Annotated in this window: 23 protein-coding genes and 1 pseudogene; 9 read left to right on the top strand and 15 right to left on the bottom strand. The window is 43.8% G+C overall.

The features are described 5' to 3' along the window. Window positions 1–115 (bottom strand): annotated as a pseudogene (locus IDJ76_RS19510) (glucosamine-6-phosphate deaminase); the annotation flags it as partial. 114 nt (window positions 116–229) lie between these two features. Here IDJ76_RS19510 and IDJ76_RS19505 point away from each other — a divergent pair. The 4 genes from IDJ76_RS19505 to IDJ76_RS19490 all read left to right on the top strand — a co-directional run bounded on the left by IDJ76_RS19505 (window position 230) and on the right by IDJ76_RS19490 (window position 5,843). Then, window positions 230–1,423, top strand: a complete 1,194-nt coding sequence (locus IDJ76_RS19505; protein WP_224746418.1) for an anhydro-N-acetylmuramic acid kinase — start codon at window positions 230–232, stop codon at window positions 1,421–1,423. Between the two features lie 147 nt (window positions 1,424–1,570). Continuing rightward, window positions 1,571–4,465, top strand: a complete 2,895-nt coding sequence (locus tag IDJ76_RS19500) for a DEAD/DEAH box helicase (RefSeq protein WP_191165781.1) — start codon at window positions 1,571–1,573, stop codon at window positions 4,463–4,465. Between the two features lie 38 nt (window positions 4,466–4,503). Then, the gene (locus IDJ76_RS19495; protein WP_191165779.1) at window positions 4,504–5,064 is read left to right on the top strand and encodes an NUDIX domain-containing protein; all 561 of its coding nucleotides are present in this window, start codon (window positions 4,504–4,506) and stop codon (window positions 5,062–5,064) included. Between the two features lie 47 nt (window positions 5,065–5,111). Further along, window positions 5,112–5,843, top strand: coding sequence for a lysophospholipid acyltransferase family protein (locus IDJ76_RS19490; RefSeq protein WP_191165777.1), 732 nt, complete (start codon window positions 5,112–5,114; stop codon window positions 5,841–5,843). A 39-nt stretch (window positions 5,844–5,882) separates the two neighbouring features. On the opposite strand, the gene IDJ76_RS19485 is transcribed toward IDJ76_RS19490, so the two are convergent. Both IDJ76_RS19485 and IDJ76_RS19480 read right to left on the bottom strand, forming a co-directional pair. Beyond that, window positions 5,883–6,611, bottom strand: a complete 729-nt coding sequence (locus IDJ76_RS19485) for a LytR/AlgR family response regulator transcription factor (RefSeq protein ID WP_191165775.1) — start codon at window positions 6,609–6,611, stop codon at window positions 5,883–5,885. A 2-nt stretch (window positions 6,612–6,613) separates the two neighbouring features. Beyond that, entirely contained in the window at window positions 6,614–7,624 is a 1,011-nt protein-coding gene (locus tag IDJ76_RS19480; RefSeq protein WP_191165773.1) for a sensor histidine kinase, read from the bottom strand. Window positions 7,625–7,847: 223 nt separating this feature from the next. Here IDJ76_RS19480 and IDJ76_RS19475 point away from each other — a divergent pair, with 223 nt between their 5' ends. From IDJ76_RS19475 to IDJ76_RS19465, 3 genes are read left to right on the top strand one after another with little or no spacing between them, the layout of a single operon-like run. Continuing rightward, window positions 7,848–8,054 carry a hypothetical protein gene (locus IDJ76_RS19475; protein WP_191165771.1) on the top strand — a complete coding sequence of 69 codons (207 nt, stop codon included), beginning with the start codon at window positions 7,848–7,850 and terminating at the stop codon, window positions 8,052–8,054. After that, the gene (locus tag IDJ76_RS19470; RefSeq protein ID WP_191165769.1) at window positions 8,048–8,947 is read left to right on the top strand and encodes an ABC transporter ATP-binding protein; all 900 of its coding nucleotides are present in this window, start codon (window positions 8,048–8,050) and stop codon (window positions 8,945–8,947) included. Before IDJ76_RS19475 ends, IDJ76_RS19470 begins: the two co-directional genes overlap by 7 nt. Window positions 8,948–8,951: 4 nt before the next feature. Continuing rightward, window positions 8,952–9,749 (top strand): ABC transporter permease, encoded by a 798-nt coding sequence (locus IDJ76_RS19465; RefSeq protein ID WP_191165767.1) that lies wholly within the window; start codon window positions 8,952–8,954, stop codon window positions 9,747–9,749. Window positions 9,750–9,770: 21 nt separating this feature from the next. Here IDJ76_RS19465 and IDJ76_RS19460 read toward each other — a convergent pair whose 3' ends face one another. After that, window positions 9,771–12,230, bottom strand: a complete 2,460-nt coding sequence (locus IDJ76_RS19460; RefSeq protein ID WP_191165765.1) for a TonB-dependent receptor — start codon at window positions 12,228–12,230, stop codon at window positions 9,771–9,773. Between the two features lie 123 nt (window positions 12,231–12,353). Here IDJ76_RS19460 and IDJ76_RS19455 point away from each other — a divergent pair, with 123 nt between their 5' ends. Then, entirely contained in the window at window positions 12,354–13,010 is a 657-nt protein-coding gene (locus IDJ76_RS19455; RefSeq protein ID WP_191165763.1) for a metal-dependent transcriptional regulator, read from the top strand. Between the two features lie 61 nt (window positions 13,011–13,071). On the opposite strand, the gene IDJ76_RS19450 is transcribed toward IDJ76_RS19455, so the two are convergent. From IDJ76_RS19450 to IDJ76_RS19405, 10 genes are all read right to left on the bottom strand, one after another. Next, window positions 13,072–14,175: an NADH:flavin oxidoreductase gene (locus tag IDJ76_RS19450; protein ID WP_191165761.1), complete on the bottom strand. Its 1,104-nt coding sequence runs from the start codon at window positions 14,173–14,175 to the stop codon at window positions 13,072–13,074. Window positions 14,176–14,187: 12 nt separating this feature from the next. Further along, a complete protein-coding gene (locus IDJ76_RS19445) occupies window positions 14,188–14,487 on the bottom strand; it encodes an ArsR/SmtB family transcription factor (protein ID WP_191165759.1) in 300 nt (99 codons plus the stop codon). Between the two features lie 243 nt (window positions 14,488–14,730). Continuing rightward, the gene (locus tag IDJ76_RS19440) at window positions 14,731–15,714 is read right to left on the bottom strand and encodes a pyruvate dehydrogenase complex E1 component subunit beta (protein WP_191165757.1); all 984 of its coding nucleotides are present in this window, start codon (window positions 15,712–15,714) and stop codon (window positions 14,731–14,733) included. Window positions 15,715–15,798: 84 nt separating this feature from the next. Then, window positions 15,799–16,515, bottom strand: a complete 717-nt coding sequence (locus tag IDJ76_RS19435; protein WP_191165755.1) for a peptidoglycan DD-metalloendopeptidase family protein — start codon at window positions 16,513–16,515, stop codon at window positions 15,799–15,801. A gap of 5 nt (window positions 16,516–16,520) precedes the next feature. Then, the gene (gene rbfA, locus IDJ76_RS19430) at window positions 16,521–16,898 is read right to left on the bottom strand and encodes a 30S ribosome-binding factor RbfA (protein WP_191165753.1); all 378 of its coding nucleotides are present in this window, start codon (window positions 16,896–16,898) and stop codon (window positions 16,521–16,523) included. A gap of 149 nt (window positions 16,899–17,047) precedes the next feature. Next, window positions 17,048–18,277: an FtsX-like permease family protein gene (locus IDJ76_RS19425; RefSeq protein WP_191165751.1), complete on the bottom strand. Its 1,230-nt coding sequence runs from the start codon at window positions 18,275–18,277 to the stop codon at window positions 17,048–17,050. Between the two features lie 100 nt (window positions 18,278–18,377). Further along, window positions 18,378–19,013 carry an MBL fold metallo-hydrolase gene (locus tag IDJ76_RS19420; RefSeq protein ID WP_191165749.1) on the bottom strand — a complete coding sequence of 212 codons (636 nt, stop codon included), beginning with the start codon at window positions 19,011–19,013 and terminating at the stop codon, window positions 18,378–18,380. 115 nt (window positions 19,014–19,128) lie between these two features. Further along, window positions 19,129–19,731 carry a gliding motility lipoprotein GldD gene (gene gldD / locus IDJ76_RS19415; protein ID WP_191165747.1) on the bottom strand — a complete coding sequence of 201 codons (603 nt, stop codon included), beginning with the start codon at window positions 19,729–19,731 and terminating at the stop codon, window positions 19,129–19,131. Beyond that, complete coding sequence (locus tag IDJ76_RS19410) at window positions 19,713–20,504, bottom strand: shikimate dehydrogenase family protein (RefSeq protein ID WP_191165745.1); 792 nt, start codon at window positions 20,502–20,504, stop codon at window positions 19,713–19,715. The genes gldD and IDJ76_RS19410 overlap by 19 nt, the downstream gene beginning before the upstream one ends. Before the next feature lie 94 nt (window positions 20,505–20,598). After that, window positions 20,599–22,812 carry an ATP-binding protein gene (locus tag IDJ76_RS19405; protein WP_191165743.1) on the bottom strand — a complete coding sequence of 738 codons (2,214 nt, stop codon included), beginning with the start codon at window positions 22,810–22,812 and terminating at the stop codon, window positions 20,599–20,601. 193 nt (window positions 22,813–23,005) lie between these two features. On the opposite strand from IDJ76_RS19405, the gene IDJ76_RS19400 reads away from it, so the two are divergent. Next, window positions 23,006–24,211, top strand: coding sequence for a glycosyltransferase (locus IDJ76_RS19400; RefSeq protein WP_191165741.1), 1,206 nt, complete (start codon window positions 23,006–23,008; stop codon window positions 24,209–24,211). Here IDJ76_RS19400 and IDJ76_RS19395 read toward each other — a convergent pair whose 3' ends face one another. Beyond that, entirely contained in the window at window positions 24,212–25,060 is an 849-nt protein-coding gene (locus IDJ76_RS19395; protein ID WP_191165740.1) for a transglutaminase-like domain-containing protein, read from the bottom strand.

Here is a 25,060-nt window from a genome sequence, read left to right as displayed (position 1 = left end):
GGATCAGTTTTGCGATCCTTGCGGCTACTGCCAGTGAAGCCGCAGCCTGGTCAGCGTAAACGCTTACCGGCAGCTTCTCATATCGCGTCTCTTCCAATAAATTTAATCTTGCCATAATTGGGGAATGATGGGGTTTATAGTAGGTTTAAAACAAATATATTCAACTATTTAAATAATGGGCGTTTTAATTTTTATTTGTGCACGGCGCTAAAACAGGTAATTTAGTGGCATGCCGCAACTGAATAAAAACCTGCAAAAACTATTTAATGCTGCCCAAAGGCAACAGCGTTTAGGCATCGGCTTAATGTCGGGTACTTCGTTAGACGGCCTGGATATTGCGCTTTGTAGTTTTGAAGGCAGCGGTATTGATACCCAATTTAGGTTGCTGCAATTTACCACCATCCCCTATACTCCCGATTTTAAGCTGGCGGTACAGCAGGTGTTTGCGCAAAAGCAGGTGAGTTTAGAGCAAGTAACGCTGCTGAATGCTTATATCGGAAGTTTTCATGCAAAGTTAATTTTACAAGCCCTGACAATATGGAAGGTGCCCGTAGCGGGTGTAGACTTTATAGCCAGCCACGGGCAAACCATTTATCACGCTCCAAAACATCAGCATCAGCAACCGGGGTATGATAGTGCTACCCTGCAAATAGGCGACGGCGACCATATTGCCATTAAAACCGGGATCATGACCATCAGCGATTTTAGGCAGAAACATATTGCAGTTGGTGGTGAAGGCGCGCCGCTGGCTCTGTACGGCGATGTGCTGTTAGGGAGCCAGCCAGGAGAGGACCGTATCCTGTTAAATATTGGCGGGATTGCCAATCTCACCTATCTGCCTGGCGATAGCGATCTGTCTAAAGTTATATGTACCGATATCGGCCCGGGTAATACATTAATCGACGCCGCCTGCCGGGAGTATTTTGACCAGCCTTTTGACGAAGATTCAAAAATAGCCTACTCGGGCAAGGTGAGCGAAACTTTGCTCGATGCTTTATTGTACCACCCTTTCTTTAACGAAACACTGCCCAAAACCACCGGGCCTGAATTGTTTAATTTAAGCTATGTAGCCGATGCGCAGCAAGCTACACGTTTATTGAATATAGGGAAGGCCGACCTGGTAGCTACATTGAGTGCTTTTACGGGGCGGGCTATTGCGCAATTCATCCGCAGTAATTTTACATCTGGAAATATTAAGCTTTTTGCGAGCGGCGGCGGCGCCCGTAACCCGTTTATAATGGAGTATTTAACCAACGCCTTGCCGGGGGTAAGCATTGGTAATACTGATGCGTTAGGCATCAACCCTGATGCTAAAGAGGCTATCCTGTTTGCATTATTAGGTAATGAAGCCCTATGCGGTGAACCTTTGGCTATCGGCACCAACCCGGCGGTGCTGATGGGTAAATTTAGCTTTGCGTTTTAATTGCCGGCTAATAATTTTAATCGGCAATTAGTTTCAAACGCTTGTTAATAAATTCCGGCTTCAAAATTTTTTGGTGTGGGTTTTTTAGTTTACGTTTGAATTTTTTGTTGATGTAGCTTTCATTAATTTTTTACCTATTAAGAGTTAATGTTACGCGTAGATAGCAGCAAGCCGTGCCAAATTATATATGCTATTGCCCGGCACGATTACCTGTCGTACGTAATAGAGCCGCATATTGTGCAGCTTAACCCCAACGGCGAATTCTCTTTTACCCACCAGCGTTTATTTAGCAATACCGCTGTAGAATTTGTGCATTGCATTGACGATACCGACCGCAAGCTCATCAAAATATTAGAAGATATTGAGCAGGGGAACATCATCAAAAAGTTTTATAAGAAACCTATCCGCCCGTTCGAGTTTTTTGCCAAAGTGTTTAACGACCAGCTTTTTGACACCATCCGCCCAAAAATGGAGAAGAAACTGGCGGAAGCGTTAGGCTTACTTGGTAACAAACAAATTTACCTCATGAGCAAGGAGGGTTATCCGGCGGGCCGTAAACTGCATATCGCAGACGAGGCCGCATCGGTACTCTTCCATTTCCGCAGGAACGAAGAGGAGATTCGCTACTTCCCAACTATTAAGTACCAAGGGATGCGCATCGAATTTATGTTTAAAGATGCCGAGGTAATTTGCAACCACCCTGCCTGGATGCTGCTGGACGATACCCTGTATTATTTTGACAAAGAGATAGAGGGTAAAAAGCTGCAACCCTTTTTGAACAAGCGCTATATCTCTATCCCCAAATCTTCGGAGGTATCTTACTTCGAAAAATTTGTGGCCCCGTTGATAGAGAAGCACAATGTATATGCCGAAGGTTTTACCATCAATACCGAAAAGCATGAAGCGATCCCGGTGCTAAAACCAATATATGTAGAGGGTGGCACATCGCAGCTGCAACTTTACTTTAAATACGCTGGCTATGTTTTCCCTTACGGGGATGGCCGTACGGTATCGGTAAGGATGGAGCGTACCGGCGACGATTATCTGTTCCATCGCATCAAACGCTCTGTAACCTGGGAAAAAGGCAAGCTGACACAACTGGAAGAAATGGGCCTGCAAACGGTATCGTCCCTGTTCCAGAATTTAGAGGTTGCCGGCCGCGATGAAGATAGCGACCGCTCGTTCCCGGTGTTTGAGTGGCTTAATCAGCACCACGATCAGTTGATAGCATCGAGCTTTGAAATAGAACAACCCGACGGGCAAAAGAAATATGTTTTTGGAAATACCAAAATAGATTTAGAAATAACTGAAAATAACGACTGGTTTGATATCAACGCGGTAGTGTATTTTGGGCCGTACCGTATCCCGTTCATCCAGCTAAAGAATCATATCCTTAACCATAAAAAGGAATTTACCCTGCCATCGGGCGAGATAGCTGTGATACCCGAGCAATGGTTTTCGCAATATGGCAACCTGCTGCATTTTAGCGAAGGCGGCGACCACCTGAAACTGCGCCGCCACCACTTGGGGCTGATCAACGAACTGCAGGACGGTGAAATGGCCGAGGTGGCCATGAACCGTAAATTGCAAAAACTAACGGATTTTGAGGAGACCGCCGATATACCCATGCCTGTTAACTTTGCGGGCAGCCTAAGGCCTTATCAAAAGGCAGGTTATAACTGGTTCCACTTTTTAAAGGAGTACCATTTTGGCGGCTGCCTGGCCGATGATATGGGCCTGGGTAAAACCATCCAGACGCTTGCCCTTCTGCAAAAACATAAGGAAGATACAGAGGCAGCCGGGAGCAAGGCTACATCACTGGTGATCATGCCTACTTCACTCATTTACAACTGGCTGAACGAGGCCCGTAAGTTTGCGCCGCAGCTAAGGTTAATGGTACATACTGGCGCTTTCCGCTATAAATCGGCAGAGGTTTTTGCCAATTATGATGTGGTGATCACTACCTATGGCATCAGCCGGATAGATATAGAGATGTTTAAGGCCTACTTTTTTGATTATGTGATATTGGATGAGAGCCAGAATATCAAAAACCCTTCTTCCAAATCATTCCAGTCGGTAAGGCAATTAAAATCGCGCTTTAAATTGATCTTAAGCGGTACACCGGTAGAAAATTCGGTGAACGACCTGTGGACGCAGATGTCGTTCATTAACCCGGGCTTGTTAGGGGCGCAGCAGTTTTTTTTGAATGAATTTGTAACGCCGATAGAGAAAAAGAAGGATGAGGATAAGGCCCGCAAGTTACAAGCCATTATCAAGCCCTTTGTAATGCGCCGTACCAAAGAACAGGTAGCCACCGAACTGCCGCCAAAAACCGAAACCCTACTGTATTGCCAGATGAGCGAAGAGCAAGCGGAAGTTTATGACAAGGTAAAATCTGAATACCGGAATGAGTTATTAAAAAGCCTGGAGGATGGCACTTATGCCAAAACACAGATCCAGGTATTGCAGGGTCTAATCAAACTGCGGCAGATAGCCAATCACCCTTCTATGATAGATGTGGATTATGAAGGCGATAGCGGGAAGTTTGAGAACGTGATACACACGCTGGCCAGCGTATTAGAGGGCGGGCATAAGGTGCTCATCTTTTCGCAGTTTGTAAAACAGCTTACTATTTACCGGGAGCATTTTGATGAAAATGGCATCCCATACGTATATCTGGACGGGAGCACACAAAACCGGGGTGATGTGGTAAAACAGTTTCAGGAGGACAAAAAGACAAGGGTGTTCCTGATCTCGATAAAAGCAGGTGGCGTTGGTCTGAACCTTACGGAGGCTGACTACGTGTTTATCCTTGACCCTTGGTGGAACCCGGCCGTTGAGCAGCAGGCCATTGACCGTACGCACCGCATCGGTCAAACCAAAAATGTGTTTATTTATAAATTTATTACCAAGGATACTGTAGAGGAAAAGATCCTGGCTCTGCAGCAACGCAAACTCAGCGTAGCCCGTGCGCTCATTACTACCGAAGAAAGCTTTATCAAGTCGTTATCGGCAGATGATATTAAAGAGATCCTGGGATAACAAGAAATTGATTAAATAAAGATAAACACCTTTTCCCTATGCAAAATCCCGAAGAAAACCCCTGGCAGGTAAGATCTGAGAAAGTACAATATGATAACCCCTGGATAAACGTAACCGAGTATCAGGTGATCAACCCATCGGGCAACCCGGGCATTTATGGCAAAGTACATTTCAAAAATCTGGCTATCGGCGTTTTGCCCGTAGATGAGGATATGAATACTTACTTGGTGGGCCAGTACCGTTTTGTGATTGACCAATACAGCTGGGAGATCCCTGAGGGTGGCGGTATCATCGGTGCCGACCCCTTGGAAGCCGCCAAACGCGAATTGTTAGAAGAAACAGGACTTAAGGCGTCGCAGTGGACAGAACTGCAACGGATGCACCTATCTAACTCGGTGAGTGACGAATTGAGCATTGTTTATTTGGCCCGCGGTCTGGAGCAGCACGAAGCCGAACCGGAAGATACTGAGCAATTGCAAGTTAAGAAAGTGCCTTTTGAAGAAGTTTACAGGATGGTTTGCGCCGGTGAAATAATGGATTCGGTCACCGTTTGTGCTATACAAAAAGCACGGTTAATGCAGCTGGAGAACACTTTGTAGATCAAACCTTTATCATTTTATCAAAAAAAGTTAAATTTGCGGCCTTAATGAAAAAGTTTTTAGGCTATATCCTTTCACCAATTGCTATTTCGGCATTTTTTTTACTGCTGTGCATTTTCCATCCTATTCAATGGATCTGTTACAACTGGTTGGGTTACAAAGCGCATAAACGAGCTGTAGATATCCTTAACTTCTTCCTGTCGCACACCTCGTACCTGGTACTTGACCCGGTCACGTTTATTAATAAACAAAACCTGCCGCTTAACCGGCCAATGATCTTTATAGCCAACCACCAAAGCTTGTATGATATACCGCCGATGATTTATCACCTTTGTAAGTATCATGCGAAGTTCATCTCAAAAATTGAGCTTACCAGGGGTGTTCCCTCTATATCATATAATTTAAGGGTTGGAGGCGGTGCCAATATAGATCGGAAAGACCCGCGGCAGTCCATAACCGAACTGGTAAAGTTTGCCGGGAGGATGAAGGATAATAACTGGTCGGCAGTGATATTCCCGGAGGGTACACGTTCAAAAGACGGTAAGGTAAAGCAATTCCAGTCGGCAGGCATAGCAACTCTATTAAAAAAATGCCCCAATGCGCTTTTAGTGCCGGTTGCGATAAAAGATACGTGGAAAATGAGCAGGTACGGCTTTTATCCCCTTAATACTTTTACCCCTATGAGCTGGACCATCTTAACTCCGCTTGAGCCTGATGGCCGCCATGCAGATGAACTGGTTAAAGAAGTTGAGGAGCAGATAAGAGCGGTGATTGGGTAAGGTGAATGCGCCTATTGAAAAACGACTCGGTTTTAGGATCTATATATTCTTTCCATCAACAATCTTGAAGAACTCATCCCGATAAGTATCGCCCACGGGTATAACCTTGTCGCCGATGAAAATGCGGCTACGCTCGATGCTGTCTATCTTATTAATAGATACGATATATGATTTATGCACACGGGTAAAATGCTTTGGCGGTAGGGCGTCTTCCATTTTTTTCATGTTCTGCAAGGTGATCACGCGCTCTGCCGGGGTGAAAATGGATACATAATCTTTTAGTCCTTCAATAAAAAGGATATCGTGCAGGTAAACCTTTTGAATTTTGTGCTCTGTTTTTACAAAGATAAAATCGTTAGAGAAATCGTCTTTGGCAGGGGGTGCGGCTGCCGCAACTGCTGTTGGTGCGGCGGGTTGCAATAAGCCCTGTGCTTTTTGTACCGATTTAAAAAACCTGTCGAAAGCGATGGGCTTTAAGAGGTAATCTACCACATCTAATTCATAACCTTCTAACGCATATTGCGGGTAGGCTGTGGTTAAAATCACCTTGGCCTTACCGTTAGCTATCTTCAGAAACTGAATACCCGTAAGTTCGGGCATTTGCACATCCAGAAACACCAGGTCGATACCACCTGCCTGTACTAATGTTAAAGCCTCAATTGGGTTAGTTGTGGCCTTAATTAATTGCAGAAAGGGCATTTTGGAAATATAATCTTCCAGTATATTCAAAGCCAGGGGCTCATCGTCAACTACAATGCATCTGATCATGGTTATAAAACTAAGGATAATTGTACAGTGTAAGTATCCGCTTCGTCGCGAATATCTAAATTATATTTCGAGGGATAAAGTAAGTCTAACCTGCGCTGTACGTTTACCAGCCCTATCCCGCCCGATGCATCGCGGTTATGTGAATGTTTTTTATTTTGAATGAAAAAGAATAAATGCCCGTCCTCTAAATTAACGCGCATATTGATGGGTAATAGTGGGTCGTTTGCTACGCCGTGTTTAAAGGCATTCTCTATGAACGATATCAACAATAAGGGCACAACGTACTGGTCGTTCACTTCGCCCGTTACCTCAAACTGTATAAAAGCTTTGTTGCCGAAACGGATCTTTTGCAGGTCTATATAGTTGTGCAAATATTGCAGCTCTTTACTTAATTCCACTTTGTTATCGTTACACTCATAAAGCATGTAGCGCATAATTTCTGATAGCTTCAAGATAGCCTCGGGCGTGGTGTCAGATTTTTGGTAAGCCAGAGAGTAAATACTGTTTAAGGAGTTGAACAAAAAGTGCGGGTTGATCTGCGATTTCAGAAAGGATAGCTCTGCACTTAAACGCTGGTTTTCCAGGTCGCGCTGAATGCGTTCGTTCAGAAACCAATCGGTAGTGAACTTTAATACCGTACTCAAAAAAATGAATATGATACTGGTAAAAGTGGTGCTAAAGGTGTACTGCCAAAAGCTGATGGCCTTACCAGCCCGAACTAAAATGATGGGTTTAAATATTACTGCTATACCATACTTGGCCAGCCCGATAATCAATATGGCGCTGATCACATAAATGGCATAGTGCCTGTACTTTTTCTTATCCAGATACTTAGGGATAAGCAGCAGATAATTCAGATAGAACAGACCGATATTAATAACGCCAAATACTACAAACAATACCAGCAAGGTGTGCATTGTGGTTTTGCTGTTGCTATGTGCAACAAATATAAAGAAGGATATTACGCTCGCCCAAAACAGGGTATGCCAGAATATCTGCCAGCTTTTTTTCATTAGTTACCTATCAATACTTACTGCATCTAAAGTAACATTTTGATCATTAAGATAGGTGTTGATTATATATAGCAATTGCGTTTTTAGATGAACGGGCATTTTTAACCGACGAACGGCTTAATGGCTATAAAAGCCTGTTCATCTACAAATGATGGCTGTTGGTCTAATTCATTTTAGCGCGTAAGTAAATTAGCATTCCTTTGTTCTATCAAATCACAACACAATGAAAAAGTTAGTTTCAAATTCAAATCCATTCATCTTGTTATTGGCCCCTGTGTTTTTCGCCATCATCATGGGGGTTAGCTACCAATTTGAGCAAAAGAAACAAAACGATAGCAGTGCATCTGCAGTACATGCCACTTCTCTTTTTTTTAAAGGTGTAGGCCTGGTTAAAACTGTTGCATCTATCGCGCAAGATAAAGTATGGTAATCCGTACCGATAACCTTTCATTTAGCTTTGCCAATCAGCAAGTTGTCAAATCACTATCGCTTCAGGTACCTGCTGGGAGCATCTATGGTTTTTTAGGGCCAAATGGTGCAGGCAAAACTACTACCATAAAAATGCTGCTCAACCTGTTAAAAATACAGGATGGCAGCATTCATATTTTTGATAAAGAGCTGCAAGGCAACCGCATAGAAATTCTTTCACAAATAGGCTCACTGATTGAGCAGCCTGCTATATACGCCCACCTTACCGGTAAAGAAAACCTGATCAACCGCGCTATGCTGTTACAGGTAAATACCAACCGTGTAGATGAAATGCTGAAGCTGGTAAGGCTAACCAACGCTTCCGATAAAAAGGCAGGTCAGTATTCTTTAGGAATGAAACAACGCTTGGGTATTGCACTTGCCCTATTAGGCGACCCAAAACTTTTAATTTTAGACGAGCCCACCAACGGGTTAGACCCTAATGGGATCATCGAGATACGCGAATTAATGATAAGCCTGGTAAAAGAACAGGGAAAAACCGTTTTTATATCCAGCCATTTATTGGGCGAGATCGAGCGGATGGCCACACATGTAGGCATTATCAACAATGGGTCGTTATTATTCCAGGGAAATGTGAAGGACCTGGAGAATATCAGTCAGCCGCAGGTGCATATTGAAGCAGACAATACAGTTGATGCAGCTAACCTTTTAAAGCGCCATAATTTTATTGTTAACGATATCAATAACGAGCACTTGTTTGTGCCTTTCACTTCCAAGCAGCAAATTGGCGAGATCAATACCCTGCTGGTGCAAAATGGCATCACTGTTTACGGCATCAACAAACAACATAAAGATTTGGAAAAGCTATTTCTAAATATTACCAAAAGCAACTAAACCCATGAAAGGATTTTTACTCTCATTTTGGTCGGAGTTTTACAAAAGCCGTAAAACATTAGGTTTTTGGAGTGCTATAATTTTACCATTGTTTTTGAATTTGTTAGCTGTAGCGGTCTTTTACACCAAAAGCGACAAGTTTATGATGTACCAGCCTATGGTACTGTGGATACAATTTTCTATGATGAGCTTGGGCATTATGGGTACATTGTTACTGCCCATGTTTGTTATTTTTATTGCATACTCCGTTAACAGCGTAGAGCATAAGGCCGATACCTGGAAAACTCTTTTTAGCTTACCTCTTTCACGTTGGTCTGTTTATGGTGCCAAGTTTTTTTATGCCGTGTTCTTGATATTTTTATCGCTATTTTTATTTGGGGTTTTTACTATTGCGTTCGGCAACCTTTTAGGCATTGTAAAACCAGAACTTAAGTTTGGTGCTTACCATATGGAGGTGCAAATAATGCAGGTGTACTTCAAGTTGTTTTTATCATCATTAGGCATATTAGCCATTCAGTTTTTACTTAGCTTGCTTTGGGCCGACTTTTTGAAACCCATGGGCATTGGTTTTATTGCTACCATCACTGGGGTTATAGCCGCATCAAAAAACTGGGAATATGCGTATGCATTTCCTTATGCGCACCCTATGGCGGCTATAACCAGTATGATAAAACAGAACAAAGGACCCGTTAGAGACTTGGAGATAGACATATTTACAAAAGATGTATTTGTGAGCCTTGGCGTTGCCGTTGTTGTGTTTATTGCGGGTTATTTCATTGTGCGCCGTAAAAGTGTTAAGTAAACATTACCTGGAGTCATATTCCTAAAACGGAACAATTACCTTAAAGCTCAAGTTCCGGCCGATATTGTAAATACCGGAGCGGCCGTTGGGCGATGCCTGGTAGTACTCAAAATATTTTAACCGGTTAAGGTTACTTTGATAAGCTACGTCAAACAAATTGTCGGCTTGTAAAAAAAGCTCGCAAATAGGTTTGCCCGATTTGCGGATCAGCGTTGAACCAATCCCTGCATTGATCAGCGTGTAACCGGGTGTTGCCGTTTCTGTATCATTTAATGCGTAAAAATGATTTTGCGCGGTATAAGCATCCGCTTCGGTACGCAAGTACACTTTGCTGAAGAGGCCGTATTTACCCTGCAATTTAAACCGCACCTCCGACCGGATATGAACCGGCGGGATGAACGGCAAGTATTTGGCCGCCCCGTAACTTTGTTTAATCAACGCTTCGTTTTGGTTTATACCCACCACATAAGCCAGGCTGTTGTTAAAAGCCAGCCATTTGATACCCTGAGGATGCAGGTTAAAACTAAGCTCGGCACCGTACAAACGTGCCTTTGATTGCTGATATTGATAAGTAGTGTTGCCCGGCACAATAATAACCGGGTTGCCGTTGGCATCATCCAACCGGGATTGATAGATGTAGTTATTGATCTGATTATTAAATAATTCAACCTGAAGATCGGCATCTTTCAAATAAGCGATAATGCCCAGATCTTCCTGCAAGCTAAATTCCGGGTTAAAGCTACGGTTGCCCAGGTAAACAATATGCGCGCCGGGGTCCAGGCCATTGCTGCCAATCTCTGTAATATTAGGCGCGCGATAACCACGGGCAATATTGGCTTTTAGCAGCAGCCGTTCGCTGATGTTGTATGTAAAACCTAAACTGCCGGATATACCGTGATAGGTGTGTTGAAATTGGGGGAATTGCAAGCGTGCATCCGCAGCTGTTGCAGAAATTCGTTGTTCGAAATCGTTAGCCGGGTTTGCCCCTACATAAAAATCATTCCAGGTAATATGCCGGGTATCGTACCGGATGCCGCCGGAAATATCCGTTTTACCAATTGTCTTTTTAGCGAAGAAGAAGCCCCCAACGTCAAACAAATTATAATCCGGGATAGGGAAATCGGTTGCATCTTTACTGCGGTTGGTTTGGTAAATGCCGTTCACACCAAAAGATGTCTCAAGGCCCGCAAACACCGGCGGGCTGTACCTTAAATCGTAATTTAACGTATTCAGCGTAACAAACAAACCCGCTTGCTGCGGCAAGGTAGGATGGTTATACTCCCGCCTTACGCTTTGCTGCCAGCCCAAAGCCGTGTTAAGCAAGCCATCCCCCAGCTTAACTTCGGTTTTATTATAAAGCCGGTAATGCTGAATATGCTGATGCAAAGGCGTAACGCCATACGAGTTTAAATAGTCGTCAGAAGCCAAGGGACGGTTTTTAATATTGTCATTAGGCGCTTCGGCAACCTGTACGGTAAACCGGCGGGTAAGTGAATCGCGGCTGCCATCCGGAATTTCCTGTTTATTATTATAAGTGGTGCCTATAAATTGCGAATACCCCCATTTTTTATCAATCCGGGTCATACCCGACAAAACGTATTCCTGAAATGAGGTGTTATAAACCGGCCCGTCAATTTTATTACGGTAATTATGCGCCATTTTACCCGTAGCACGAAAAGCGTACTTCCAGTCGCCGGTTTTGTAAGATAAGCCCAACGACGAACCAACCAGCCCGTTATTGTTATGATAATCTGTGATGATATCGCCGTTTAATTTACCATCTGCCCCATTCGGTATATAAGGGATCAGGTTGATAACGCCCGCCAACGCATCAGACCCGTAGGTTAAACTTGCCGGGCCTTTGATCACTTCAGCGCGCGAAATGCCGTATTGGTCAATCTCAATACCATGCTCGTCGCCCCATTGCTGGCCTTCCTGGCGGATGCCGTCATATAAAGTCAGCACCCGGTTATAGCCCAGCCCGCGAATAAAAGGTTTAGAAATATTTGGGCCCGTAGTAACTGCTGTTACACCGGGGATGCCTTTTACAATGGCATCGATGATATTATTGTTTACGTTTTGGTCTATTTCCTTTTTGGTAAGCACCACAATGGGCACGGGGTTGCTACGCAGTTCTGTAGCGCGCGACACCCCGGTTACCACCACCTCGCTCAATTTGGAGCTGCTTTCTTTAAGGTCGATGTTCAGAATGGCGGGTGCTTTATCAGTTATGGAAACCTTGATTTTATCGGTGATGTGCCCTACGCTGGAGCATACCGCCAGGTAATCGCCGGGGGTAATATTTTTGATCTCGTACCGGCCCTGCTGGTCAGTAGTGGTGCCGTGTTTGGTGCCGTTAAGTATTACTGTGGCGTACGCCAGTGGGTTATTGTTAACAGTGACTTTACCTGTCAATGAACCTTTTTGCGCCATAACCCGCAGTGAGGTAAGTAGTAATATAGAAAGTATTGCTAAACGCATAGATATTTAATTTGCGCAAACGTATAAATAAAATTTAATTAAACAATTAAATAAAATTAGTCTTGACTAATTTTATTTTTAAAATGGTTTTTTTGATTATGTTTGTATAGCCCAATAAAACATATGCATACTTTATCTGAAGAGAACTACCTGAAATGTATTTACCGCCTTTGGCAGGATAAGGGGCAAAAGATAACGCCAACCGCCATTGCCGAATCTTTAGGGAACAACCCTGCATCGGTTGTGGATATGATCCGTAAGCTGACGGAGAAGCAATTGATCAATTACGATAAAAAGAAAGGTGTGGAACTGACCGCGCAGGGGCAAAAAGATGCGACACTTATCGTTCGCCGCCACCGTTTGTGGGAGGTATTTCTATTAGAAAAACTGGGGTATCACTGGGATGAGATCCATGATATTGCCGAGGAAATGGAGCATATTAAGGATGCTACCCTGGCCGACAGACTGGACAAATTCCTGGGCTTCCCGGAGTACGACCCGCATGGCGACCCCATACCTAAAGCCAATGGTAAAATGGCCAAACGCTCTTCAATCACACTGGCCGATTTAAAAGCGGGCGGTCACTGCCGCGTAGCAGCAGTAAAAGATACTACAAGTTCATTCCTGCAATACTTGCAGAAGCTTGATATCAGCATCGGTACAAAAATTCAATTGATAGAAAAGATCCCATTCGATGGGTCGCTGGTGATTAGTATCGATGGCGGCGAGCACAAAACCGTTTCCTCAAAATTTGGGGAGAGCGTGCTGATAGATATGTAATGGAAGTGCTGAAAGCTAAACAAAACGGGCCGCCTTTAAAGCAGGCCCGTTTTGTTTGCAATTATACCACCAGTTCGCCAAGGGCGGCGGCGGTAAAGCCTTTTAATTCGTTTGTATGACCTTCGCGGGTTTTCTGCACCCAAAGCGGATCTGACAGGAGTGCCCTGCCTACGCCAACCAGGTCGAAATCGCCACGGTCAAAACGCCTCATCAGTTCATCTAATGAACTTGGCTGCGAGCTTTCGCCGGCAAACGCGCCAAAGAAATCGCCTGATAAGCCAACCGAACCTACGGTAATTGTGGGCTTGCCAGTTACCTTTTTAGCCCAGCCTGCAAAGTTAAGATCGCTATCGGCAAATTCGGGCTCCCAGAAACGGCGTTGTGAACAATGGAAAATATCTACTCCTGCATCGGCCAGTGGCGTTAACCAGGCTTCCATTTCCTGTCCATTTTTCGCCATTTTATAATCGTAAGCAGATGGTTTAAATTGCGACAAGCGGATGATCACTGCGAAATCTTCACCAACACGTTTACGTACTTCTTTAATTACTTCTATAGCAAAGCGGCTACGCTCGGCCAAAATTTTACCGCCATAAATATCGCTACGCTGATTGGTTTCATCCCAAAAGAACTGGTCTATCAGGTAACCGTGCGCACCGTGGATCTCTACACAATCAAAACCTAAAGCCTTGGCATCTGCAGCGGCCTGCCCAAAAGAAGCAATGGTATCGGCAATATCGGAGTCTGTCATCGTACGACCGGGATCTGTGCCCAATTTATTGATGCCCGACGGGCCTTCAAACGGCACAGGCGGCAACCAGCCCGACTGATGATTGTTCATTACACCCATGTGCCATATCTGCGGGCCCATAGCACCACCTTCGCTGTGTACGCTATCTATTACGTTTTCCCATCCGCTTAACGCGTTGGTACCGTAAAAGTGCGGTACGCTGGCATCGTTTGATGATGACGGCCGGTTAATTACTGTACCTTCTGAAAGGATCAGCCCAACTTCTCCTTCGGCGCGTTTACGATAATAAGCGGCAACATCGGCTGTTGGCACACCGTTGGGCGAAAACGAACGCGTCATGGGTGCCATCACGATGCGGTTTTTTATCTTTAATGATTTCAAGCTAAATGGCTTGAATAAGCTATCTGTATTCATAAAGTTCTTTAATTAAATGTCTGTTTGGATGAGTTTGCTTAACGCCGCGAAGGTTTCTTCGTTACGTTTGTAATAAGTCCACTGCCCAGTACGCGTCGCAGTGATCAATCCGGCGCGCTGCAGGCTGGTTAAATATTCTGATACGGTAGATTGGGTAAGGCCAACTTTTTCTTGGATGCGGCCAACGCATACGCCATTAGCAAACCCGGCTTCGGCCTGCTCCGGAAAGTGCACTTCCGGGTCTTTTAACCAATTTAAAATTTGCAGTCTCGCTTTATTGGAGAGGGCCTTAAATATCTCTACCTGATCCATACTGCAAATATATATCGGTTTTTCCCGATATGCCAATTAATAAGATAGTTATGACATTGAGTTGATTAAAGGACCGTTTTAATCAGGCTCAGACTGACCACACAAAACTATCTTGGTGAGCCTATCGAACTATTAACAAATTGGAAAGGTCTTCGAGAAACTCAGACTGACAACGTTAAATGAAAGAAACAAAAAAGCCGCTTCAGTTTACTGAAGCGGCTTCCAAATATTTAGAGGCTAATACTATTTAGCCACGTACATTACTTCTTTAACTGCTTTAACAACACGCTCAGGGTTTGGCAGGTATTCCTGGATCAGGGTTGGTGCATAAGGTAACGGAACATCGCCGCCGGTTATACGTAACACAGGGGCATCTAAGTAATCAAATGCATCTTTTTGTACTTTAAAGGCTATCTCAGTAGCGATAGAACCTAAAGGCCAGCTTTCTTCAACTATTACCAAACGGTTGGTTTTTTTAACAGAATCGATAACGGTAGCGTAATCAATAGGGCGAACAGTACGCAGATCGATCACCTCGGCACTGATGCCTTCTTTTTCCAGTTCGGCGGCGGCAGCGTTAACCACTTTCATTATCTTACCAAAACCTACCAAAGTTACGTCGGTACCTTTTTTGGTTACATTGGCCTTACCTATTTCAATATAGTAGGTTTCTTCAGGCACTTCGCCTTTATCGCCATACATTAATTCAGATTCCATGAAGATACAAGGGTCCGGATCAATGATACAAGATTTTAATAATCCTTTAGCATCATATGGGTTTGATGGTACCACAACCTTTAATCCCGGACAATTTGCATACCAGTTTTCAAAACATTGGCTGTGCTGTGAACTTAACATACCCGCGTTGCCGGTAGGGCCACGGAATACGATAGGCACAGAGAACTGGCCACCACTCATTGACATGATCTTGGCCGCGCCGTTGATGATCTGATCAATAGCTACCAACGAGAAGTTGAAGGTCATGAATTCTATGATCGGTTTTAGGCCGTTCATTGCCGAACCGATACCGATACCCGCGAAACCCAATTCAGAGATGGGCGTATCTATAATACGTTTAGCGCCAAATTCGTCAAGCATACCTTGGCTAACTTTGTAGGCACCGTTATATTCGGCTACTTCCTCACCCATTAGGTATACGTTCTCATCCTTGCGCATTTCTTCCTGCATGGCTTCCCTTAGCGCTTCCCTGAATTGTATTTCTCTCATTATATTATTTAAATGAAGTTTTTTCGATGGCAAATATAAACACTAATGTGTAAAATGCAATTAGCGGTTTGTATAATAAAGTGGTTACAAATTACCCTTAACTGGTATGGCATGAGTAATTTGCAATAGCAGATTTGGATCGGGGATGTTTTGCAGATATAATTCCTGTTCAGAGAATTTGCCTACACCGGGGTAATCGCCCCTGGCATCGCCAATATCCAGCATGAGTTGAAAGTGTAAATGGGGCGGCCAGCCACCGTTCTCGTCCACATTTCCCAATGTGGCTATTTGGTGTTCAACGCTTATCGGCTGACCTACTTGCAGCCCTACTAAACTGATCCGGCTTAAATGCCCGTATAAACTGTATAGGGTTAAACCCTCCAGAGCATGCTGCAAAATAATGGTGGGGCCGTAGTCGCCAAAGTGGTTATTGTCTGCAAAGCTGTGAACCACGCCTGGCAGAGGGGCATAAACAGGGATACCCGCACCACCCCAGATATCTACGCCTAAATGTAAGCGGCGGGGTTCATCTTCCGTATCAAAAAGCACGCTACGGGTATAAATAGTACGGTGCTCCATGTAACCACCAACGCCGTAACGGCATTGGTTATCGGCTAAAGTTTTGTCTATCCAGCGTCCAAAAGCGGCGGTATTAGCTACCAGTGCTGATGACAGTTCAGTATTTGCAGCCGTAAGATCGAGCGGGTAAAGGCGGTCTGTAGCCGGTTCATAATCAACCACCTTACCTATTCGCGGCTTATGCTTGTTTATATGAGCAGACAACAACGCTGTTGCGTCCATAAGGCTTAATTTTCTTCTGTATCCGGCTGCCGGTCTTCTTTGCTTATCTTATCGAAGATCTTGTCCATCCGCTCTACGTACTCGCTGGTATCATCTACAAAAAACTCCAGTTGCGGTATTACACGTACCTGGTCTTTTATGCGCGCGCCCAGTTTATAGCGAATCTCTGAAGCGTGTGATTTTACCGTTTGCAACGATTGCGCATTATCAGTATTGTTAAAAAAGCTCAGGAACACACGAGCAATGGCCAGATCGGGCGTTACCCTAACTTTGGTGATAGTCACCATGGTATGCGGCAGGTAGTTCATTCCTTCGCGCTGAAATATCCCTGCCAGGTCCTGTTGAATTACTCCGGCAAATTTTTGCTGACGTTTTGATTCCATAATATTTGTTAACGCCTGTTAGGCTAATGGGTTTTATTGGGCGTTGTTTTATAAAGCTACTGTTTTGCAAACGCCCTGCAAATTGTGTTGATAATATTTTTTGAGTAGATAGGTGAAACTTTTGCCTTTAACCTTTCTGTCTTTGCCTGTTACAAATCTTTCTTCATATCGTCTAACCCTTGCACGCTTAGGCGAGCGCTGATGCCTGATGCGATAACGGCAATGACTATAACCGTTAAAAATACCAGCACAAAATTCATTGGGTCGAAGGCTACAGGGTAAGCATCCAATACTGATGTTTTTGACCCCATTTTTATCAGACTAAACTGTTGTTGTATCAAACAAATAATAAAGCCTATCGCAATCCCAATGATACAGCCAATTAATGATATCATCATCCCCTCGAAAAAGAAGATGCGCTGGATCAAACCTTTATTAGCTCCTAAACTGGTGAGGATGGCGATATCTTTCCGTTTATCCATCACCAGCATGGTTAATGAGCCTATGATGTTAAAAATAGCAATAACCATTACAAACACCAGGATCATGAATATAGACCACCGCTCGTAGTTGATGGTTTTGTAGAGTTCGGTGTTTTGCTCTTTGCGATTCTTAACTACAAAATGGCCACCGGCTTTTTGGGCAATTTCGTCCTGCTTGTCATCAACGTCGGTTCCCTTCATAAAGTTGATCTCTAATGACGATACGTTTTTGGGTTCTTCTAACAATTCGCGCGTAAACTCAATGGGGGTAACCACGATGTCGTCAAAATCCTGCTGAATGCCAAACACGCCCGATGGCATAATGGAGCGAGATACGAAATCATTCATGGGCAGGCTTGATGTACCCGCTGTACGCTTAGGCGAGAAGATTTGCAGTGAATTAAAGTTATTTTTTAAATTGATACCCAGACTACCCTGAATGGTTGCACCAATAACGGCAAAGCTCTCGCCCTTTTTATCCTTTAACGTAAATGAGCCCGTTTGTATGGTGCTGTCGAGTTGCCTGTTCTTCAAAAAATCGTCGCTTACCCCTTTAACCGTGCCGATGAACGGCCTGCCTGCGTATTCTATCAACGCCTTCTCCTCCAGCACCTGGGTGTACGATACAATGCTCTTGTCTTTAGCCAGTGCATTGAAATAAGCCGTATTAGGGTCGAAGGTTTTGCCGCGCAACGGTTCTATCTTCAGCTGGGGTGTAAAGTTGCTGTACAGTGAAAGAATAACCGTTTCTAACCCGTTAAATACCGAAAGAATAATGATCAGCGCGGCACTGCCCACCAAAACCCCCAGCATAGAAATGCCCGAAATAATGTTGATGGCGTGCGTCTGCTTTTTACTGAACAGATACCTTTTAGCGATATAGATAGATGTATTCAATTAAGTTGAATGTTTAACGTTATAAGTTTTACGTTTTCCCGGAAATACACATGGTCAAGCTTTCGTATAAAGTACTACGTCATACGTATTACTTTATAACTTACAAATACGGGTTATGTTGTTTTTCATGCCCTATAGTAGTTTCGGGGCCGTGGCCGGGATAAACGGTACAATCGTCCGGTAATACAAAAAGTTTTTCTTCAATATTTTTAACCAGGGTGCTGTAGTTACCCCCGGGCAGGTCGGCGCGGCCGATACTTTCACGAAAAAGCACATCGCCACCAACTAACAGATTGTCTGCTTTATCGTAAAAACATAAGTGGGCGGGCGAATGGCCCGGCGCAAATATCAACTGCAATTCGGTATTACCGAACGTGATGGCGCCTGTTTCGGGCAAATATTCGTCGGGCAGGGGCGATGCATCGTACTTAAAACCCATTGCGGGGGCATAGGCAATTACTGCCTCCAATACTTCGCTTTCTCCTTTGTGGAATTGGGGTTTTAAACCGTACTGATCAAACACAAATTTATTAGCCAGCACATGGTCTACATGGCAATGTGTATTTAACAGCAGCACTGGTTTTAGATTTTTATTTTTAATAAAGTTCACTACGGCGTTTTGCTCGGCCGCTGTATACATGCCGGGATCAATTATCGCGCACTCTAAAGTATCATCGTACAATAAGTATGTATTTTCCTGATAGGGGTTATTTACAAATGAGTGGATCATAGCCATGGTCAAAAGTACCGTTTTATGGTTAAAGGCGAAAGGCTTTAAAGTGGTAAAAGGTTTTGCACAACCATTACCCTATTTATCGAGCAAATGAGATAGATAGTATTCTTTTATTTTCCTAATTCTTCCACTTTAATGTTTTGATCAACACATCCACATCCTTTTTAATAAAAGTAAGTACCGGCTGTATAGAATCTAAACGCGGCTCGGAATTAAAATAGAGTGCACCGCGCAGGTAATGGCGGGTACTATCGGTTAAATAAAACTGCGCAGACGATGCTGTATTACCGTCGATGGAATAATAAATGCCGTATACATTCCTGTCGGGATAATAGATGGTGGCAGTATTAATTCCCGTAGCCTTTACAGTGTGTTTAAAACTGAGTTTATGTGCATCTTCTGTTAACTCATTAAACTCTTTTTTGGAAGTAATAGGCTGATAGGTAAGATGCAGTGTAGCATTAAATTGAGGGAATTGCATATTTATCCAGCAAGGCTGTGCGTTACGCGATTTATCGGGCTCAAAAAAAGTATACTTAGGATAATCGAACGTAAAAGGGCACCCGTCTGTGTAGGGTTGATACGTTTTTTCCGGATAAACTATCCGGAAAAAGCCCCTTGGTTTAGGCGAATAGTCGGCATTGCCACCGCAAGCATACAGGAACAACACCGTTATCAACACGGCTAAAACTTTAAATGCGTTTAATCTTTTGCGTTCCATATTTCCCAGGCTTTTTCTGCCTGCAATACTAACATTTCATATCCATTTTTGGTAGTAGCCTTATGCTCGTAACCTTTTTGCAAAAACCGGGTAATTGCAGGGTTATAGATCAGGTCGAATAAAAGGTGCTTACCGGTAAGGGCTTCATAAGGTATAGGCGGGCACTCGTCGATATTAGGATAGGTGCCTAAGGGTGTGGTATTGACAATCAGTTTGTGGTCTGCGATATGATCTGCCGTCAACTCACTAAACAAAATGCCACCCTTTACCCGTTTGCGGGTTACGGATATATGATCGATACCCTTGTTTTCTAAAACGCATTTAACCGCTTTAGCTGCGCCGCCGTCACCCAGTATCAAAGCCTTATCGTGGTAGCTTGCTAATAGCGGGCTTATCGATCCGTCAAATCCGTAAATATCTGTATTATATCCTTCCAGCCTAAAATCATGACCTTTTATGCCCACTTCGCCTGAGAAAGCCGCGGATATCGGACTTTCTGCAATTACTTTGATGCAGTTTACCGCACCTGCATTTTTGGCATCATGTTCAATCCAGTCTAAATGTTCTAAAACAGTTTCTTTGTAAGGGATGGTCACGTTAAGACCGCATATGCCAGGGTTATCTTTTAACAACCGGGGCAAATCATTGATATGCTCAATGGGATATAACTCGTAGTCAGCATCTTCAATTTCTTCTGTTTTAAATTTATCGGTGAAATATTTTTTTGAGAAGGAATGCGAAAGTGGAAAACCAATAAGCCCGTACTGTTTCATAGGATTGTGTTATATTGATAATACAGCAGCCTTTTACAAACTGTTTTACCGTAACGGTAATATTAACAACAATGTGTGTGGTTTTATAATTTTTTTAGTAGTTAAAAGGGGCGGCTTGTGCCAAAGCAGCATAAAGCCTTTCTATCTCGATAGGTTTGCGTAAAAAGCCGTTGAAATAACTTTTAAATTCGTCATTACCCTCGGCGGTAATGTCAGCCGTTAAAGCAAAAACGGGTGTTTTGTAGTTAGGGTTATTGTTCAGGCGGATATTTGCTGTGGCGTCATACCCATTCATTTCTGGCATGTGGATGTCCATCAAAATAAAGTCGAATACCTTTGCCTGCGCTTTTTCTACTGCCTGCAAACCATTAACCGCATGCTCTGATACCATGCCCCAGTTAGAAAGCAGCTTGCGGGCAACCATAGCATTGATCATATTATCTTCTGCTAACAAAACGGTTTTCCCGGTTAGGCCATTATAGCTTTTTGGAACAATTTCCCGGGCGCTGTTAGCCCGCTTCAATTGCAGGTCGAACGTAAAGGTTGAGCCCTGCCCAATTGTGCTTTTCACTTTAACATCACTGTTGTAAAGCGCGGTTAAGCCTTTTACAATAGCCAGGCCCAGGCCGCTGCCGCCCTGCTTGCGCGTGGTGATAGATTTTGGCTGCGAGAAGCTTTCAAACATTTCGGCAAAATATTCTTCGGGTATACCCGTGCCGGTATCTATCACGCTAAAGCGGATGTTATCCGTATCGGTGTCATAACCAATTTTTTCGATACTTAGGGTTACAAAACCATTGTCGGTATATTTAATGGCGTTGCTTATCAGGTTGCCCAAAATTTGCAGCAACTTGGTTTCGTCAATCGCGTAGCAAATGCATAGGGTGGGGTCAACTTTTAAAAGCAGCTCAATCCCCTTTTCATGAGCAAGGGTATTGTATGTTTTGATGATCCTTTCCAGCAGGCTGTTTAAGGTGCAGGGTAAATTTTCTACAACCATTTTGCCGTTATCCAGTTTGGTAAAATCCAAAATATCATTGATAACTAAAAGGAGGTTATTTGACGCGAATTTTAACGATTCCATCAACTCCTCGTCATAGGCGGATTTTGCGGTGATCATAGAGGTAATGGTCGTAACCGCATTTAAAGGCGTACGAATTTCATGGCTCATTGTCGAGAGAAATTCCTGCTTCATGCGGGCTGATTGCTCGGCTCGCTCCTGCTTTTTAACAATGGCAGCCTTTTCCATTTGCAGCCGCGCCTCCTGCTCCATCGCTTTTACCTTAGTTATTAATTCATAATTTTCAATAACTTTTAAAGTTTGCGTATTAATCACCGCTTCTTTTTGGTGCAGGTAAAGCTCCAGATATTCTAAAGATCTTTCGGTATCATGCTCCAGCTTGCTTATTTGGTAAAGCAGGTAATTACATTTAAATTTAATAATAGCAATGTTAAACCTGATACTGAAGGCCAGTCCTTTCTTTAGAATTTCTTTGGCATCATCTAACCGGCCCATCTTAATAAATAGCGCGCCCATTTTATGGTAAGCCATACCCAGGCCCAGGCGTTCGCCTGCGTTGACATGGATATCTACAGCGTTTTTAAAATCTGTCTCGGCATCTTCAAATCGGCCTAAGGCCGCGTAAACCTTCGCGCGGCCGTATAAGGCAAAGGCCAGGCCGCGGATATCACCGGTTTTGGCCTTCATCGAAATAGATTGCTCGATAATGCGTAAGGCTTTAGCCACTTTACCCTTTTTCAGATAAATACCCGATAGCGGGTTGTAAACGTTCGAGATCAAATTCAGGTCGTTTAACTTTTGCCCGGCATCAATGGCATTTTCATACGCCCGTGTGGCGCTTTTAGGGTCGCCAAAATATTCGTAGATGGTGCCTAATGATTTGTAGGTACGCGCCTGGTTATGGCAATCATTAAATTGTTTGTAAATGGCCAGGCAGTCAAAAAGATTAATGAGGCCCAGGTGGTAATTATCCGTTTTGTAATAGACACCTGCAATGCTATATTTGGCATCTGCAATTCCCTTTTCGTCACCCAGTTGCTTAAAAACTTCAATAGCTTCCTTCGCCATCGTAACAGAACGCTTGTAAGCCCCGCGAATCATGTAAAATAGGGCGAGCTGGTTTAAACTCCGGCCAATAAATGCCTTGTTATCAATCTGCCGGCTTAATAGCAGGGCATCATTTGCAAGCTTAACGCTATATTTTAAATTATGGATACGGTTAGCATATGCGTCATCCAGCAGAGTGGCGATATTATTGTTTTCCGTAGGGGTTACAGTTTCCATCATTGTAAATAATACATTACTAAATATAGTGTTTGTTAATTGCAAAAAACAATTAATGTTTAAACACCGTAAAGGCACGATATCCTAATCAGCATAAACAGCAATTAGCCGGAATGACCGAATCACCACTTGTTGTTGTTGTATATATTTAGGTGATTGGCGGTTATTTATTATTTTAGCGAAATACCATCAGCGCATGTTAAAAGATCGTAATGTATTGTGTATCAGCGGAACCGAGTGGCACGGCAACTATATTAAGCCCTTAATTGAGCTGATGAAAGTGCTATCAACCGATAATAAGATTTTGTTTGTGGATAATGCTTATACCTATAAAGATGCCCTGTTGGGTGTAAACCACAAATCGGCAGTAGATTTTAAACAGGTTTTTGGGGTTAAGAGCCGCCTTAAAGAGTTGACGCTTGAAAATGGTGGCAAGGTCTATTGGCTTACACCGCCGCTAACCTTCCCGGTGAGCTTTTTATCTGAGGGTAAGGCTTACGATGTAGCTATCCGTTATAATGCATGGCTGCTACGCAGGGTAATAAAAAAGAATTTGCATAAACTGGGTATGAACAGCGACCTGATCAACTTCACGTCGTTTAACCCTGCAATGGGCGTAATGAATGGCCGTAAGTTTGGTGAAAAATCACTGATATACCACTGTTACGACGAGATAAAGGGTGCGAACGAATGGTTGAGAAAACACGGCTCGCGAATGGAAGACGAGTTTTTAAAAATGGCCGATGCCACTATCGTTTCATCAAAAGGATTATACGATAGCAAAGCTCCATTCACCAAACGCTGCTTTGTAGTGAAGAACGCCGCCAAAGCCGATCTTTTTAACAAAGGTTTTGCGCCGGTTATTAACAGCGGCAAAATCAATGTAGGATACATTGGCACCATTGACGACCGGCAGGATTACGACCTGATAACGCACCTGATAAAAAACATGCCCGATGCTGACTTTACATTTGTTGGCCGGGTGTTGAACCAAAAGGGTGCAAATCTTTTAAAGTCGTTCCCGAATGTAACATTGGTAGGCGCCAAACAGCAGGAAGAACTACCCGGTGTTTTGCGAAAATTTTCTGTAGGCATAATTCCGTTCGTTAAAAATAAACTAACCAGCGGTATCTACCCTATGAAAATGAACGAATACCTTGGTGCAGGCTTGCCGGTTGTAAGTACCGACTTTAGCACCGACATGGCTGACTTTGAAGGGACAATTAATATCACCGCTAACAAAGAGCAGTTTTTAGAAGCCGTTAAATTCGAGACAACTCATAACACGCCCGAGAAGCAACAGGCGCGCCTGGCGCTGGCTGGAAAAAACACCTGGGTTGCACGCGCCCAGGAACTATCTGACGCGATTGAGCAGACAGAGCATGAAATTTATGGCAAATAATTATAGGTAGGTTACCCCGTCAAATATCGAGCGGGTGTAGTAAATGGGCTTAAAGGGTTGCTCATCAACAAACTCACAGGCGGCTTTTATATTGGTGCAATATACATCGCCAAATATACTTGCTATGGCGGCATCGGCAGCATCGCGGCCGGTGGCTATTTTTACCAACCCGTTCAGCGGGATCAGCCTGGTGGCATCAAACAAAACCCAGTCGCCACCTAAGTAGGCTTCAAAACAAGCATGAAAATCGGGCGGGTTAAGCTGGTAAGCATAGCCGGTGAAGTAACGTGCAGGGATAGTTAATGCGCGGCACAGTGCTATACCCAGGTGTGCAAAATCGCGGCAAACACCTGCTTGCTGTGTAACGGTATCATAGGCCGATGTTTCTGAATTGGTAAAGCCGCTCAAATACTCCACGTTTTTATGGATCCAATCGGTAACGGCAAAAACCTGCTCAAACGAAGTGCTGATCTTGCCGAACGTATTATTAGCCAAACGGTACAGTTTATCGCTTTGGCAGTAGCGGCTGGGGTTAAGATAGGTTAATACCGATGGGTCGAATTTACTTACCGGGATCTCGGCTAGGTTAGAGTGATCTTTTACTTCGTAATAATTGTCTACCATAGCTTCGTAGCGTATGCTGATAGGGCCGGTGTCGGGGATATCTAAGCGCACAAACCGGTTTTCGCCGTTTGTAGCTGCCAGTTCTTCAATTTTTAAATAAGGCGCTATGCTTAACTTCTCGTCAATTACGGTTTGATGGGCGGTGCGGAGGGCGTGTACGTTTAATATCAGCGTGCTTGGCGCTTTCACTTCATAATCGATCTCGGCCGATACTTTAAATTTCAT

Source organism: Mucilaginibacter glaciei (genome assembly GCF_014773245.1).
Classification (GTDB): Bacteria; Bacteroidota; Bacteroidia; order Sphingobacteriales; family Sphingobacteriaceae; genus Mucilaginibacter; species Mucilaginibacter glaciei.
The sequence above is the reverse complement of the archived record's forward strand: the minus strand, read 5'-3'. Positions and strand labels throughout refer to the sequence as shown.